The sequence below is a fragment of the Pseudoalteromonas sp. T1lg10 genome (assembly GCF_002964545.1).
Classification (GTDB): domain Bacteria; phylum Pseudomonadota; class Gammaproteobacteria; order Enterobacterales; family Alteromonadaceae; genus Pseudoalteromonas.
In genome coordinates this window covers 531,122-546,853 of sequence record NZ_PQBV01000004.1, presented here as the reverse complement: position 1 = coordinate 546,853, position 15,732 = coordinate 531,122, and the positions used below count along the sequence as shown (strand labels likewise).

7 protein-coding genes are annotated in these 15,732 nt (G+C 54.6%); 2 read left to right on the top strand and 5 right to left on the bottom strand.

Annotated elements, in window-relative coordinates:
• Positions 1 to 52: 52 nt before the first annotated feature.
• Positions 53 to 898: a sulfotransferase family protein gene (locus C2M17_RS04855; RefSeq protein ID WP_105199722.1), complete on the top strand. Its 846-nt coding sequence runs from the start codon at positions 53 to 55 to the stop codon at positions 896 to 898.
• The gene (locus tag C2M17_RS04850) at positions 885 to 7,412 is read left to right on the top strand and encodes an Ig-like domain-containing protein (protein WP_105199721.1); all 6,528 of its coding nucleotides are present in this window, start codon (positions 885 to 887) and stop codon (positions 7,410 to 7,412) included. Before C2M17_RS04855 ends, C2M17_RS04850 begins: the two co-directional genes overlap by 14 nt.
• A 38-nt stretch (positions 7,413 to 7,450) precedes the next feature.
• Here C2M17_RS04850 and C2M17_RS04845 read toward each other — a convergent pair whose 3' ends face one another.
• From C2M17_RS04845 to C2M17_RS04825, 5 genes are all read right to left on the bottom strand, one after another.
• On the bottom strand, positions 7,451 to 8,446 hold the full coding sequence (locus C2M17_RS04845) for a FecCD family ABC transporter permease (protein ID WP_105199720.1): 996 nt from the start codon (positions 8,444 to 8,446) through the stop codon (positions 7,451 to 7,453).
• Positions 8,443 to 9,243 carry an ABC transporter ATP-binding protein gene (locus tag C2M17_RS04840; protein ID WP_233997914.1) on the bottom strand — a complete coding sequence of 267 codons (801 nt, stop codon included), beginning with the start codon at positions 9,241 to 9,243 and terminating at the stop codon, positions 8,443 to 8,445. Before C2M17_RS04840 ends, C2M17_RS04845 begins: the two co-directional genes overlap by 4 nt.
• Before the next feature lie 66 nt (positions 9,244 to 9,309).
• Complete coding sequence (locus C2M17_RS04835) at positions 9,310 to 12,090, bottom strand: DUF2339 domain-containing protein (RefSeq protein WP_105199718.1); 2,781 nt, start codon at positions 12,088 to 12,090, stop codon at positions 9,310 to 9,312.
• A 94-nt stretch (positions 12,091 to 12,184) separates the two neighbouring features.
• The gene (hrpB, locus tag C2M17_RS04830; RefSeq protein ID WP_105199772.1) at positions 12,185 to 14,599 is read right to left on the bottom strand and encodes an ATP-dependent helicase HrpB; all 2,415 of its coding nucleotides are present in this window, start codon (positions 14,597 to 14,599) and stop codon (positions 12,185 to 12,187) included.
• 68 nt (positions 14,600 to 14,667) lie between these two features.
• Entirely contained in the window at positions 14,668 to 15,699 is a 1,032-nt protein-coding gene (locus tag C2M17_RS04825; protein ID WP_105199717.1) for a GGDEF domain-containing protein, read from the bottom strand.
• Positions 15,700 to 15,732: the final 33 nt, after the last annotated feature.

Sequence of the window (15,732 nt, the reverse complement as noted above, 5' to 3'; positions counted from 1 at the left end):
TGGCGTCACAAGGCGCCACCCTTTTGCGTTTATAAAGGTAGGAACAACAACAATGACGCAGTATCATTTTATTTCAGGCTTGCCCCGCTCTGGCTCCACACTGTTGGCCGGTTTATTAAAACAAAACCCCGCCTATCATGCCGCCATGAGTAGCCCGGTTGCCCCACTGATGGCCGGGTGTTTAGAGCAAATCGGTGCCGGCAGTGAGTTCGCCCCTTTTTTTAGCGAGCAAAAGCGCCGCGCCCTGTGCCAAAGCCTGGTGAATAGTTACTACAGCGAACACGCCGATAAGCAGGTGATCTTCGATACCAATCGTATCTGGACGGCACGTATGCATCAGCTGGTAGAGCTGTTTGACGATTTTAAGGTGATCTGCTGTGTTCGCAACCCTGCCTGGGTGATGGACAGCTTTGAGTGCATCTATCGTAAAAACCCCTTTGACTACAGTCGCATGTATTCCCCGCAAAGCCGGCAAACCGTATATACCCGCTGCGAGTCCATGGCCCATCATCAGGGGGTGTTCGGCAGTGCCTGGACGGCCTTGAAAGAAGCCTACTATGGCGAATATTCGCAGCGCTTATTGCTAGTGGATTACGACTTACTTACCCAGCATCCGGCGCGCACCATGGAGCTGCTCTACCAGTTTTTAGACTTGCCTACGTTCGACCACGACTTTAATCATGTGGAATATGAAGAAGGTGAATTCGATAGCAATATTGGCGTCAAAGGCCTGCATACGGTCAAAAAAGAAGTCAAATTCACCCCAAGGCGCAGCATTTTGCCACCCGAGTTATTCAACAAATACAGTGACATGGCATTTTGGCAAGACACATCGGGCACACAAGCCAGCCTGATCTGCGCCACAGCGCCTCAAGGAGATACCTATGCATCATTTTAAACTCAATAAGGCCGCCGCCTTGCTGATGCCCTTGGGCCTGAGCGCACTCCCCACCTTAGCCGGGGCCTACGGCGGTTATATTCGTACGCAACAACAGCGGCACACGCCACTGGCATCACACACGCTGGGCCAGGAGAGGCACAGGGCTTTTAATGCCAGCAAGATGCCAAGCAACAAAAAGCCGCTGTCACCGGCAGATTTAAGCCTGATGCAAGGCACAAAAACCGCCTCCCCCACTGCCCTGCCAAACCACTCTGGAATCGAGTTAAAAGCAGGACAGCTCAGCCAGGAAGTAATGATCATAGATGCCTCACTGCCTGATAAGTCCACTTTTTACAAGGCCCTAAAACCGGGCATAGAGGTGATAGAAATTGATGATCAGACGCCGATATTTGCCCAGCTTAATAGCAAGCTGGCTGCCTATAAAAGCCTCGATGCCTTACATTGGGTAAGCCATGGCTCACAGGGAAAAATTCATGTTGGCCAACAACAAATCAGTGCCGCCAGCCTCAATGATTATGTGGCCGATATCAAACGCCTAGGTACTAAACTGAGCGCCGGCGCCGACATTCGTTTTTATAACTGTAATCTGGCCCAAGGCGAACAAGGTATTGAGTTTATAGAACTCCTCAGCGCCCATACCGGTGCCGACATCGCAGCATCAAATGACCTAACCGGAGCCAGCGATAAGGGTGGCGACTGGCAGTTGGAAATCGTTCAGGGCGATATCGACAGCGAATCGCCGTTTGATACCCTAGCCTTGCGGGATTTTAGCGATGTACTGGCCGCCTATGATGCGGACAGCTTTTGCCCAAATGTCGACCCAGATGACTCCGAGTGCAATAAGCCGGCTCTCTCCAGTAATGGTAACCTGGCGGCCACGGGGTCGGGACCTTATATCAACCAGTTTGGCGCAACCAAATCCCTTTATTCCCCTTCAATCCCGGCATTGGCAACGGCCTACATAGAATTTACCAAAACCGCCAGTTACACCAACTTTAACCTGGATAGCCTGACCTTGGAGGTAGATGGCACCTGCGATGTGTTGGTGACCAATAACGCGGGCAATACCCTGTTCTCGGGCAATATCTCCACCGGTGTGGTGCCAATCACACTCTCTGGTAACACAAGCAATCTGACTTCTTTTAGAGTCACCAGCAGCAATTGCTCAAACAATACCAATTATCTGGGGGTGTATGCGTTCAATACTACGCCCTCCAATAGCGCGCCAAGCATCGCCAACCTAAATGGCGATAGCCTCAATACTTACCCCGGCAGTGCGACACTCCTAGACCAGGGCAGCAATGCTACGGTCAGCGACGCTGACAGCTCGGATTTTAGTGGCGGTAACCTCAGTGCCACCATTACCTCAGGAGAAGATGCCGCCGAGGATCTGCTCAGTGTCGATACCTCGGGCGCAGTATCCCTGTCGGGCCCCACGGCCGGCAGTAATCTGTCGGTGTCGGGGACAGTGATCGGCACGCTCGCGAATAATATCGCCGCCGGCAACGACTTTACCGCCAACTTCAACGCCAACGCCACCCCAGCCAGAGTACAAACCCTGTTACGGGCCCTCAGCTATGAAAATACCGACTCAGTCAGCCCCACCACGGGAGCTCGAAATGTACGTGTGACGATCAATGACGGCGATGGTGGCACCTCGGCGAACCAGGATATAACCGTCACCGTGTTAGCGGCTAACAGCGATGGTAATTTAAGCGCCGCGGATGGCGTAATTGAACCGGTCGCTCTGTCCACCACGGTCGATACCAGCGGCGAAGCGGTTAACCTCTTCGATTTCACCTTAAGCGATGGCGGCGGTGGCGATAATCTGGCCATGGCTGTGTCCGCTATCCGGGTGCAGGTCGCTGGCACCTCCAGCGCCCCTGAACGTGATAAAGTGACCTGGCGATTAAGTGGGCCTGACGCGAATAACGTCACAGGTGTGTACAATGCCCTCGCTGACGTGATCACATTTTCCGGGTTGAATATATCAATTGCCGATGGCGACAATGAAACCTATACCATCAACGGTTATTTCAATAACAATACGAACCTGACTGAAAAACATGCCTACCTGCTGAGCATTGATGGCGATACCGATGTCACCTTAGGTGCCGGTACACGCATGGGGGCCACCAGCCCAATCAACAATGGTACCGGGTCACCCATAGAGGTCTTGGCCACCCAGCTGCGCTTTAGCACTCAGCCGGCGGGCAGTGTCTCGGGCAGTGCGCTTATGACACAGCCCGTTGTGACAGCCTCCGACGCATTTGGCAATACGGATACCGACTTTAGTGAAACCATTACCCTGAGCGAAGGCTCGGCCGGTGTGCTCACTAACGCCAGCGCCAGCGCCAGCAGTGGTATCGCCACCTTCAGCGGCCTGACCTATACCGCCACCGCCGACCAACAAGCCTTTACGTTAACGGCCAATGACCAAGACGGCGTTGGCAGTGACCTACCCAGTGTCAACGCCAATGCCGTTATTGCCGATGTGGTGGCCACTAAACTGGTGTTTAGCACCGAGCCCGCCCCCACCTCGATACCCGCATGGCAAAGCACCAGCTTTACCACTGTGCCCGTGGTGCAGGCGGTGGATGCAATTAACGTGGTGGATCAGGGCTATAGCACCAGTATCACGCTCGCCGAGGTCAATGGCCCAGGCACCGCCATAATGACGGCAACTGGCGACATTGATGGTAATGCCAGCACGGTTTCCCTCACCCCGAGCTCAGGGGCGGCCACCTTCACCAACTTGCAATTAACCTACAGCCCCGCCGGAGCGGATTCGGAAGTCTTTAACCTGCAGGCCTCATCGGGGGGCTTGGCCACTGCCAACAGCACCTCGATCACCGCCTTGGATACCATACCGCCGCGAGTCACCGGTATTACACTGGTTGGTACTCCCCCGGCCAATGCCACACAAATCAGCTACCTGGTAAGCTTTGACAGTCATGCACAAAATATTTCCAGCGATGATTTCACCCTGACCACCCTCAGTGGCGATGCCAGCGGTACCCTAGCCACGGTATCGGCATCCAGTGGCAGCAGTGTCACGGTTACGGTCAATAACCTGGCGGGCAGTGGCTCCTTGCGCTTAGACCTGAAGGCGAATACGGATATTACCGACGCCCTAGGCAATGGGAATGGCAACAACGGTTATACCCCGGCCTTTACCGGGGGCGAGACGTATCAGCTTGATTTAGCAGGGCCCGTCATCAATACCCTGAGTATCGCCGATACGGCGCATAAGGTCGGTGATACGGTCAGTGTCAGTATTAACGCCTCCGAACCGGGCGCCAGCCTGGTTTTGGGTACGGTGAACGGCTATGCCTTAAACGGCTTTAGCGATTTAGGCGGTGGTAACTACAGTGCCGAGTTTACTATTGATGATGGCGGCCAGAATATTGCCGCAAGCGCCGATGTGCCGGTGAACCTGGTGCTGGCCGATGGCTTAAATAACCAAAGCAGCTATACCACGCCCATCAGCCAGGCGAACGATGCCATTTATGCCAACCTACCAGCCATTAGCCTAAGCAGTGACACCAGCAGCATAGACGAAGCCGGCGGCGTGGCGCAGTTGACCGCCAGCATAGGTAATAGCCTGAATAATCAATGGCCGGAAAATATCCTAGTCACCTTAAGTTACAGCGGCACCGCCGCGGTGGACACGGATTACAGTCGCTCGCCGAGTATTACCATTGGCGCTTTAACAAGCTCGGCAGGCATAGCCATTACCGCCATCGATGACGCTCTTACCGAAGACGAAGAAACCATTATTGTCGATATCACTTCCCTCAGTGGCGGAGCTATCGAGGACGCAACGCAACAAGTCATTATTAGTATCAAGGATGATGAGAACCTGGCACCTGTCATCAATACCACCAGCCTGAGCACAGAGGAAGATACGACGCTCACGGCCGAGCTCGATATTAGTGACGAAACCCCGCAAGCCGTGGAATTAAGCGTCAGTGTCGAGCCGGCACATGGTCAGGTCACTATAAACGGCATCACACTGAGCTATACGCCGGATGCCAATTTTAATGGCCAGGACAGTGTCACTCTGATCGCCAGTGACGGTAGCTTGCAAAGCCAGCCAACCAGCATACTGATCACAGTCAGCGGCGAAAACGATGCGCCCGTGGCGGAAGATGATGTTATTACCTTGGCCCGTGCCGACTCGGGGAGCTATTTCCTCGACGTTCTAGCCAATGACGGCGACCCGGATGCCGACGATAAACTGACCATCACCTCCGCTAACGCCGAGCTAGGCGGGGTCAGCATCAATGATAATGGCCTGATGTATACCCCCATAGCCGGGCTTAATGAAACCGTGGCACTAAACTATCGCGTGGTCGACAAAGCCGGAGCGGCAGACAGTGCCACTGTGCACTTTACCCTCTCGGGAGAGCTTCCCGCGGATACGCCGCAACTGACGGTGCCTGCCGATGTGGAAGCAAATGCTACGGGGCTCTATACCAAGGTGAATTTAGGTATCGCCACGGCACAAGACAACACGGGGCAGTCAATTCCAGTTCAGTTGCTTGATAACCCCGTGTACTTCACCTCGGGGGAGCACAAGGTCTATTGGCAAGCCACGGATGATGAAGGCCGCAGCGCCCTTGCAGCCCAGCATATCCGCGTCCATCCGCAGATCAGTTTCGCTGCCGACAGTACTGCCAGTGAAGGCGGCAGTCATAAGGTTCATGCCTACCTGAGCGGCTCTGCGCCCAGTTACCCCTTGGTGGTGCCCTACAGTGTCAGCGGTAGCAGTGACAACAGCGATCACTCCCTGGTCGACGGCGAGCTGGTATTTCATTCCGAGCACAGTACCCTGAGCATGGATATTTACGATGACAACTTGGATGAAGGCGATGAAACCATACTTATCACCCTCTCGGAGCAAAGTAACCTTGGCGAGCGCGGTGAACACAAGGTCACCATCAGCGAAGCCAATCTTGCCCCCGGGGTTAGCATTAAGGCTCAGCAAGGACAGCAAGTCCGTACCTTATATCGCCTGGATGAGGACATTCGGTTACATGCCCAGGTGACAGATGCCAATCATGGCGATAGCCACACCTACTCCTGGCAACTGGAGCCGGCCCTGACTCTCAGCGATGCCCACAGTGCCGATGTGACCCTGGCCGCCGACACCCTTGTCGAGGGGGTGTATAAGGTCACAGTGACGGTCAGTGACAATGGCACTCCGGCATTGAGCACCACAGTACAGGGGCAATTGGATATTCGCGCCACCTTGCCGCCGCTTGATAACGGCGACAGCGACGGTGACTTACTGCCGGATCAGGAGGAAGGTTTTATCGATCAGGATGGCGATGGCGTCAGCGACCACCTGGATGCCTTGCGTCCATGCCATCTAATGGCGGCGGTGGCGGGTCAGGAGCAAGACTTTATCCTCGCCAGTGAGCCGGGAACCTGCCTGCACAGCAGTCCCTATGCCGACAGTGCCCAGGCCGGTGCTCAGTTAAACCCTGAAGCTCTCAGCCCGGACCCAGACAAGCGCCATGTCGGCACCCTCTATGGCGTGGTGGTATCGGCATTAGCGACTCAGGGCAGCAGCGTCAATCTCGTGTTGCCCCAGCATCAGCCGCTGCCGGGCAATGCCCAGTACCGCAAGTTCGTTTCCTCACAATGGCAGGACTTAGATCTCGATGAGGGTAATGCGGTGGCCTCGGCCTTAGGAAGCCGCGGCTATTGTCCGGCGCCGGGCAGCGAGCAATGGCAAAGCGGACTGAATATTGGCCACTGGTGCGTGCAACTCACTCTTGAAGATGGGGGCGCCAACGACGGTGACGGCATGGTTAACGGCTATATAGACGACCCCGGAGTGATAGCCCTGAGCGTGTCGGGCAACCAGGCGCCGATAGCCAATGATGATGTCTATCGGGTGCCAAAAAACAGCGATACTTCATTGGATGTACTGAGTAACGACACCGATGCCGATGGCGACGAGCTGCAACTACTCAATGTGGAAAGCACTCTGGGTCAGGCGGAAATCCTCGATAATCAAATACTCTATCGCACCCCGAGTCAGTACCTGGGCATGGATACCCTGCTCTACAGCATTGCAGACAGCCAAGGCAATACACACAGTGCCAAGGTGCAGGTGAACATAGCCGCCAATCAGGCGCCAATTGCCAATGATGACCAGGCCGAAACCTGGTATCGCACCAAGGTCACCCTGAATGTGCTTAGCAACGACAGCGATCCTGAGGGGCGTGCCATTAGAGTGGTCGAGGCCAGCAGTGCACAGGGAGAGGTGACTATTAACGCCGACTACAGCCTGAACTTTACGCCTATGGATGAGTTTCGCGGCACCGCCACCATCGAGTATGTGATTGCCGATGAGTTTGGTGCCCAGGCGACGGCCAAGGTGACGGTGGAGGTGGTTGAGCCACCTAAGCGTAAGATCAGCAGTGGCGCGCTCAACATGTATTGGCTGCTGTTACTGGCAGGATTCGTGACCATTCGTCGCCGCGCCAAGCGCAACTGAGCCCGAGAGCCCCGCTTGGTTGCGGGGCTCTTATTTCTCTATTGGTGTTGACGCTGCTGTGTGTATAACAAAGCAAAGAAAAAGGCGCTGCCAAGAGATGCGGTGATCACCCCTATGGGTAATTCCTGATTGGTCATCATGGTACGGGCCAAGACATCCACCCAGAGCATAAACAGGCCGCCACAAACAAAGCTTAACGGATAGACTTGGGTGCTACTAAAACGCCCACTGAGGCGCACCAAATGAGGGATCATCAAACCGACAAAGCCTATGCCGCCACACACGCTCACCAATACGGCGGTGATCAAGGCACTGAGCAGCAACATAATAATACGCAGCATGGGCACATTCACCCCCAGGGTATGAGCACTTTCATCCCCCAACAAGAGGGCGTTTAGGGCGCGGCGCAGCAGCACAACCAGTGCCAGCACAATCAGTAACAACAAGGCGATGGGCAACAGCATGGCGAGATTGGCGCGAGCAAAACTGCCCAGGGTCCAAAACACCACGGCGCTGATCGCCTGGGGTTCGCTAAAATACAGCAATAAACTGGTGAGGGCGCTAAAACCGAAAGACAGAGCCACACCGCACAGCACCATGATGGAATTTTGCATATAGCGCAGCGATAAAGCCACGGATAGCAACAAGGCGGTGGCCAGCATGGCACCGATAAAGGCGCTGAGGGTCAACATAATACCGGCACTGATGCCAAGCAAAGTCATAGCCACCACCACGCCCAGCGCCGCCCCGGAGGAGATGCCAAACAAATAAGGATCGGCCAAGGGGTTGCGGGTCACGGTTTGCAGCATGGCGCCGGCTAAAGCCAACCCGGCCCCGGCCATAAAGGCCAAGGCCACGCGCGGTACCCTGAGCTGCCAGATAATCTGTTGCCACAGGGGGTCGCCCTCGCCGCCAAGCACAGCCAGTAACTGCGACCAGCTTAAATTAACCGCCCCCAGTTTTAGCGCCCATAAGGCGCTCAGCGGCACGATGAAAACAAGCGCGACAATGGCGATTTTACGCTGATTTATCATGACTTTTGGCTCCTATCAGCGTAGAAATAGTGCACCAGGGGCCAATGCTCTGGGTTTTGCGGATGAACGCCAACCTGAGTACAGACGCCAAACACCTCACTCAGTAAGGACTCGGTGATCACCGCTTTGGGGGTGCCATTGGCAACCAGTTTACCGCCATCGAGCACCAATAGCTTGTCGCACATGGCCGAAGCGAGATTTAAATCATGAAATGAAGCCAGCACGGTTAAATTTAACGAGCGCACCAGTTCCATGAGTTCGATTTGATATTTTATGTCTAAATGACTGGTGGGTTCGTCCATAATCAATAACTTAGGTCGCTGTACCAGAGCCCGGGCAATGTGTACCCGCTGCTGCTCACCACCTGAGAGTTGCGCCAGTTGCTTATGCTGCTGCGCCGCCAAGCCGACATCGGCAATGGCTTGCTGTACCCGCGCCAGCGCCTCGCTATCCGGCCTTTGCCACAGAGCCATGCCGGGCAACAAACCCAAGGCCACCACATCGACCACGGTCAAGGACATATCGCTTGGCACCTGCTGCAATACCACGGCCATATCCTGAGCCAAGGCTCGCGGTGCCATGCCTTGAATGCAGCGACCATCAAGGCGTACGGCATTTACGGCGCTGGAATAATAGCGATAAATGCAGCGCAGCAAGCTTGACTTACCGGCGCCATTGGGGCCGAGCAGACCGATAAACTCGCCCTGCTGCAAGGAAAAACTGATGCCGTCGAGCACTTGTCGCTCCTGTAAACGACACTGCAACTGCTCCACGGTCAGTAAAGAATGATGAGACACAACACCCACTTAGATAAACTGGCAAGACGCTATTATGAAAGCATAGCCAGCTAAAGTAAATTTTGTCTATCCAGACGTCTGTTCACTCGGCATATGCTGACGCTGCAACCACTTAAACAGCGCCCCTAAACCAACCAGAGCCAAGCCAAGACCGATAAAGGACAGCGCCCGCAATAACCCGGTTAAGTTGGCCATATCGACCAGGAACACCTTGGCGATCACCAAAGCCAATAAGGCCACACCGACACGCTGAATGAGCAGCTTGTTAAGCGTTAAGCTCACGGCGACTAAGGCGGCGCCAAGCAGTAACCAGATCACCGAATAGCTGTAGAGCTCCGCATCCTCCACGCCCATGGAAAGAGCAATAATGGGCCCCTGCCAATATTGCCGTACCAAAGCATTGATACCAACAAAGAGGTAAAAGCCCGTGGCACCAAAGAGCACACGACTTAAGCTCGCCTGAGACTGGCGCAGCTGATAACCAAGCCAGGCGCCAATACCAGCCGGCGCAAAATAGTATAACCAGGCATAACTGCTCAGCAAGGACTCGCCCATGGGCACGCGGTCAAACCAGGGGTTGTATTCCAGCCATAGCTGACTTTGCAACAAGGCCGCAGCACCGAGCAGAAGATAAGCACCAATGGTATAGTACTGCGCCATGGTTTGCGCCGCTTTGGCACGATACAGATAAACGCAGCCAAGTAATCCCCAGTTAATGCTCAGCACCAGCTTTTCGAGCAGCGACAAGTCTTCCAAATGAATGGTATGACCCACCAAGGCATAGCTGGTCAGTGCGCTTACCCACAGTGCCAACACGTGTAAAATCACGCCCAGCAGCCAAGGTTTCAAACCTTCACTGGCAAAGAATCGATAACCCAGGGTAAAGAGTGCCGCAACGCTTGGATATAACCATAAAGAAGGCTCGCTCAGCCCATTGCCATAAGATGGGTCAATCCACAAGATGGTGAGGCGCCCCGCCACTACAGTAACCAAGGCCTTAAGCAACCAAGAAGGAATGGGCTGCGCAAAGCGCTTGCTCAGATAAGTCATCAACACCACCTGAAGCGCCAGCGCCAAGGTCAGGGCATGAGTGCCCAACACCAAAGTCGCCGCAAAGGCCAGGTGAGCATTGATGGCACACCAGTAAATCATCTGCTGCGCCTTGTTGCGGGTGCGATTGGCAAGAAAGACCAAGAAGGCGCCGGCCAGTAATAACTCAATTACCCAGAACCATTTAACATCATCCAGCCAGACTTGCGGTAAGGCCAGATAAGCCAGCACCAAGGGCACCAGCACGGCGCCACCGGCTATAAAGCTAAAGCCCATATGCCGGGGTGAACGACTGGCAAACACAGAGCCGTAAACTAAAAACGCCACCATGGCAATTTGCGCCTGCCCCAGCGCTCCGTGGAACATCAAAAGGCCATCATGGTTTAAATCAACGTTCATCGGATAAGGCTGATCCAATAGCAGCGCCAGCAACACAGCACTGAGTATCGGCCACAGCTGCCAGCGGGTGTTAAGTAAGGCAGCAACCGCAAACAAGGCGCTCAGAAGCCAAAACTGCACGCTTAGCACGGCCATCTCCTGGCCGCTTGAGAAGAGCACAGTGGCACCAAAGATCACCAACAGCAAGGCATGATCCGGCTTTTGCAGCACCAGAGATTTAAACGACCAAACCCTGTGCTCAAGTTGCGAAAATGAGAAGCCCAAACGGGGGATCATAATCAAGAGCACCACGCTGATGGGCACGAAAACAACCATGGCCATGGCGTGTTCACGCGGGATGTCCACGGCAATAAGCAATAGCCATAACAGGTGCAACGCCCAAATGCTGTACCACAACCACATGCGCCTGACCTTGCGCACCACAAAGGTTAAATTCAGAGTCAGCACGCTTAAGAAAATAACCAGTTCAAGGTAATTTGAGGAGCCGGTCGAGACCCACAGAGGCACGCTATAAGCGCCCAACATGCCGATAATAGCCAGCAGTGGGCCATAACGCAGCGCCGTCCAACTGGCCGCCACAGATACCAAGGTCAACATCACAAAGGCGCTGCCCGGGGACAGCAGTTTATAACTCACCAGCGCCAGGGCGGTCAGCGCAAATAAACTGATATAACCACCGGCCGCCAGCGCCGCCGGCACATAGGCAATCATGGCGTATTGCGCCTCGCTGTCACGATAGAATTTACGGTGCACATATTCGGCACCGACCAATAACAGCAAGCCAAAGGCCGCACCTAGCACCAAACGTGCGGTGACCGACAAGAGCCCCGCCTCAAGAGAATAAGAAACAAAGAAAATGCCACCAAAGGCCAACGCCAGAGCGCCTATCCACACCATCCAGTGCTCTTTAAATTGAGCAGTAAAACGCTGCCATAAACCAGGCGTTGCCGGGTCTTTGGGCGGCAAAATAGAATCGTTTGCATCCTGATAGCTCGCTTCCTGCGGCTCCGCTGCTGGAGTAGCCACGGATGTGGCGGCAGGCTCAAGCGTGGTCGCCGCCGAAGGCTTTGCCATAGCCTTTGCAGGAGGCTTAGTGGTAATACTTGCCGTGCTCTGTGCCGTTTTTGCGGCAGCACTCTCAGCCGCACTGGCAGTTTCGCCTGCAGTCGCACTTGCAGCCGAGTCTTTAGCCGCGGTAGCGGACTCGGGAGGTGTCTGGGGTGGTGTTTCCTTAGCGGCAGCTGCGCCCATAGCACCCGGGGCAGCCTTTAATTGCCGTTGTAAATGCGCCAGTTGACGCTTAAGCTCACCTATTTGTGTGAGCGCGACTAACCCGCACACACTGCCGATCACTACAACCAGCATTAGTAAGCCCATAAAAGCGATCATCGTATCCATGGCCTAACCTTAAGTTATTGACTCGTTTAACTATACTCACAAAAATGAAAAAGGAAAGTTCGCCGCGTCAGAGCGCATTAAAACCTGATTTTGACTACATTCTGCTCTTTACCCGAGTAGTTGCCTGCGCATTCGCAGGATCGTCGGGCCAAAAATGCTTCGGATAGCGTCCCTTCATTTCCTTTTGCACCTCACGATAACTGCCCTGCCAGAACTGCGCCAAATCCTGGGTTAATTGCAGTGGACGCTGTGCCGGCGACAGTAATTCCATAAGAATTGGCAGCTTGCCCTGCGCCAGTTTCGGGCTCTCGGTAAGGCCATACACTTCCTGCATACGCACGCTCAGTTTAGCCGGGCCGTCAAGCTGATACTGGATGCGATGTGTCGACCCCGAAGGCACCACCAGCTTGCTCGGTAGCTGCTGATCCAGTTGCTGTTGCGCCGGGTAATCCAGCAAACTTAGCAAGGCCGGACGGTAATCGAGTTGCTGTAATTGGGCCAATGACTGCACCTCACTCAGATAAGGCGCCAGCCACGTAGGCGCCGCCGCCAGCAAGCTCTGCTCGTCGCTGTAGGTAAAAGGTGCGCCCACTAACTGGCCTGCCAGCAATAAGCGGGTTCGCAACTGTTGCGCCTGCGGATGCTTAAGCAGCGCCCACCCTTGTTTTTGCAACAACCCGAGCCAGGCTTGGCATTTCATTTGCGAGCTAATGGCTTGCGAGGAAGGCTGGCTACGCAAAGTAATGGCGCCCAGTTTAAAGCGGGTTTCATTGGTGAACTGCGCTGTTTTGTCGTTAAACTCGCACACCTCTTGCTCGCTAAATAAATGCGGCAACTGCTCCTGTAATTGCTGGGGGCAAAAAGCGGTGGCAGAAAAGATACGTTGGCCGCCTTGGCCACCCACCTCGGCAATGGCCAGGTAGTCTTCATCAAGCCAGTGCTCAGCGGACGCCTGCACTCCGGCGCCATTACTCATCAGCATGCCCTGCCCACGGCGCTTGGCCAGACGATCCGGGTAGGCCAGCGCCACTACCAAGGGCAATAAGGACATGGGCAAAGATTGGCTGGGCGCTAACTTGAGCCTTTGCTGCCAATACCTGAGCTGCTGGCGAAACGCCGGATGGGGGCGATGCAATTGCGCATTAAGCGCCGTGCTGAGCTCAGCGGCTGTGCTAATACGCGCTTCCATCAGGGCAACAAAATGGACCGCCAACTGTAAAAAACCCGGCCACTGGCGTTCAAACTTCTCGGCCTTATACAAAAGATGGGCAAAGCGCAATTCGGTACCCATGGCGTGCATGATGTGGGCCTGGGGCGATAATTTATCGCCTTCCAGCACCTCAAGCATCTGTAATAACACCTGGGCCTGCTGTTGCTGCGCCTGGGTTGGCGGATCCAGCAACTGCAGCTCGTCAAGACTGGCCCCCCAAAGCTTGGCCTCTAACAACAAGGGGCTGATATCACTGGTGAGCATCTCGGGGGCATCGTGACTGGCGCGGCGTTCAAGCTGCTCCCTGGCACCAAGGCGATAGACCACGCCAGGTTGCAAACGCCCGGCTCGTCCGGCCCTTTGGGTGGCGGAGGAACGCGAAATGTTCACGGTTTTAAGCTCGGTGACCCCGGTTTTTAAATTAAACTCGGCGGCGCGACGTTTGCCGCTGTCCACCACCACGCGAATGCCATCTATGGTTAAACTGGTTTCCGCCACATTGGTGGTCAACACCACCTTGCGCTTACCCTCGGGTGCCGGGGCAATGGCCTCTTGCTGCGCCTGTTTATCCAGCTCACCATAGAGTTTATGCACCTCGATGTCGGCCGGTAAATCCGCCAGTTGCTCGCCCACGCGGTTGATCTCGCGCTGACCGGGCAAAAACACCAACACACTGCCTTCTTGTTCGCTCAGAGCCTTCTTCACCAGCGGCGCCATGGCCTCTAACCAGCGCTCGCTCTGCGCCAGGGGTTCATACACTTCCTCTATGGGATAACTGCGCCCTTCGGCAGACACCATGGGACAATCGAAAAACTGCTGATAACGCTCGCCATCCAAAGTAGCCGACATGATCAGAATTTTTAGGTCATCGCGCAGCAACTGGCTTTCCAAGGCAAAGGCCAGGGCCGTGTCGGCGGCCAGTGAGCGCTCATGGAATTCATCGAAGATCACCAGATCGACGCCGCTCAACTCGGGGTCGCTTTGCAGCATGCGCGTCAACACCCCTTCGGTGACGATCTCCAGCCGCGTGTCGGCACTCACCTTGGTTTCCTGACGCAAACGCAACCCCACGCTTTGCCCCACCCGCTCGTTTTGTTGCGATGCCAAAAACTGAGCGATGTTGCGCGCCGCTAAGCGCCGGGGCTCAAGCATAATAATGCGCTGAAAGTGGCCATCGCGCAGCAGTTGCAGCGGCAGCCAGGTTGATTTACCGGCACCGGGAGGCGCTTGTAATAAACACAAGGGGTGGTTACTGAGTTGCTCTATAAGCTGAGGGTAGCTTTGTTGTATTGGTAGCACGGCGTTCACACGAAGCGATTCATGGTGGCTATTGTATGCCATTGTCCGCTCAGGATCAGCAGCTAGGGCTAATCCATGGCCACATCGTCGTCGAATACGACCCGGTTTTTACCACTGCTTTTGGCCAGATACAAACGCTTATCGGCAATATTGAGGCAATGATCTATGCTCTCACCAAACTGACGTTGGTGAGCACCTATGCTCAGGGTCATTTGCAAGCTATGGCCATCTGTGTGCAGAGCGTTATCCTGCAGATGTTGCATTATTTGCGTAGCAACCCGTTTGGCACTGCGCGCCGCGGTGTTATGCACCACCAGCAAAAACTCTTCACCGCCCCAACGAGCGACAATATCATCGGGCCCGGCATGGTCCTTTAAAGTCGCGGCGATAAAGCGCAGCACCTGATCGCCGACCTGATGACCATAGCCATCATTGATCTGCTTAAAATTATCGGCATCAAGCAACATATACACGGCACCGGCGCCGAAACCAGGCTGAGTCAGACATTCCAGAGCATAACGGCGGTTGCTGAGCCCGGTCATGGCATCGGTGCGCGCCAGTTGCTCATTAATCTGCAACTGCTGCATTAACGCCCGGCTGTATTTATTGCGGTAATACTCATAAAAGCCAGCCAGCGCACAGAGAATGGCAAAGCACAGCATCACACGAGCGGGAAAATGGTAATTATCGTATTGATACAAGCCTAGGTTGGGCGTAAAGATAAACAACAGCAAAACCACCACGGCCAGTAAAATAAGATCCACCGCCCCTTGCTTTAAACCACGAATGAAGAAGGTCACCGGCGAGACAATAAATAACCACAAGGGCCCGGTACCATGGCTGCCTCCGGATACCACCAGGTACGACATCAGCGCGTAAAGGGAATACAACATAAGCACAGCAATAAAGGCATCATGCTTTGTTATCACAAAGGGCAAGGCAAACACCAGCACGGCGCTGGCCAACAGCAGGCTAAGCAAAAGGTAGCCATCGAGGTAACTGTTGATGGCCATTATCAAGGAAGTACAGGCGCCGATCGCGGCAAATACACGTAAGAAATGGGCCTTATCGGCATCGGTGGCATTAAAAGTATCTTTCACTGATCCGCACTACTTATCCTTGTTATTCGATAA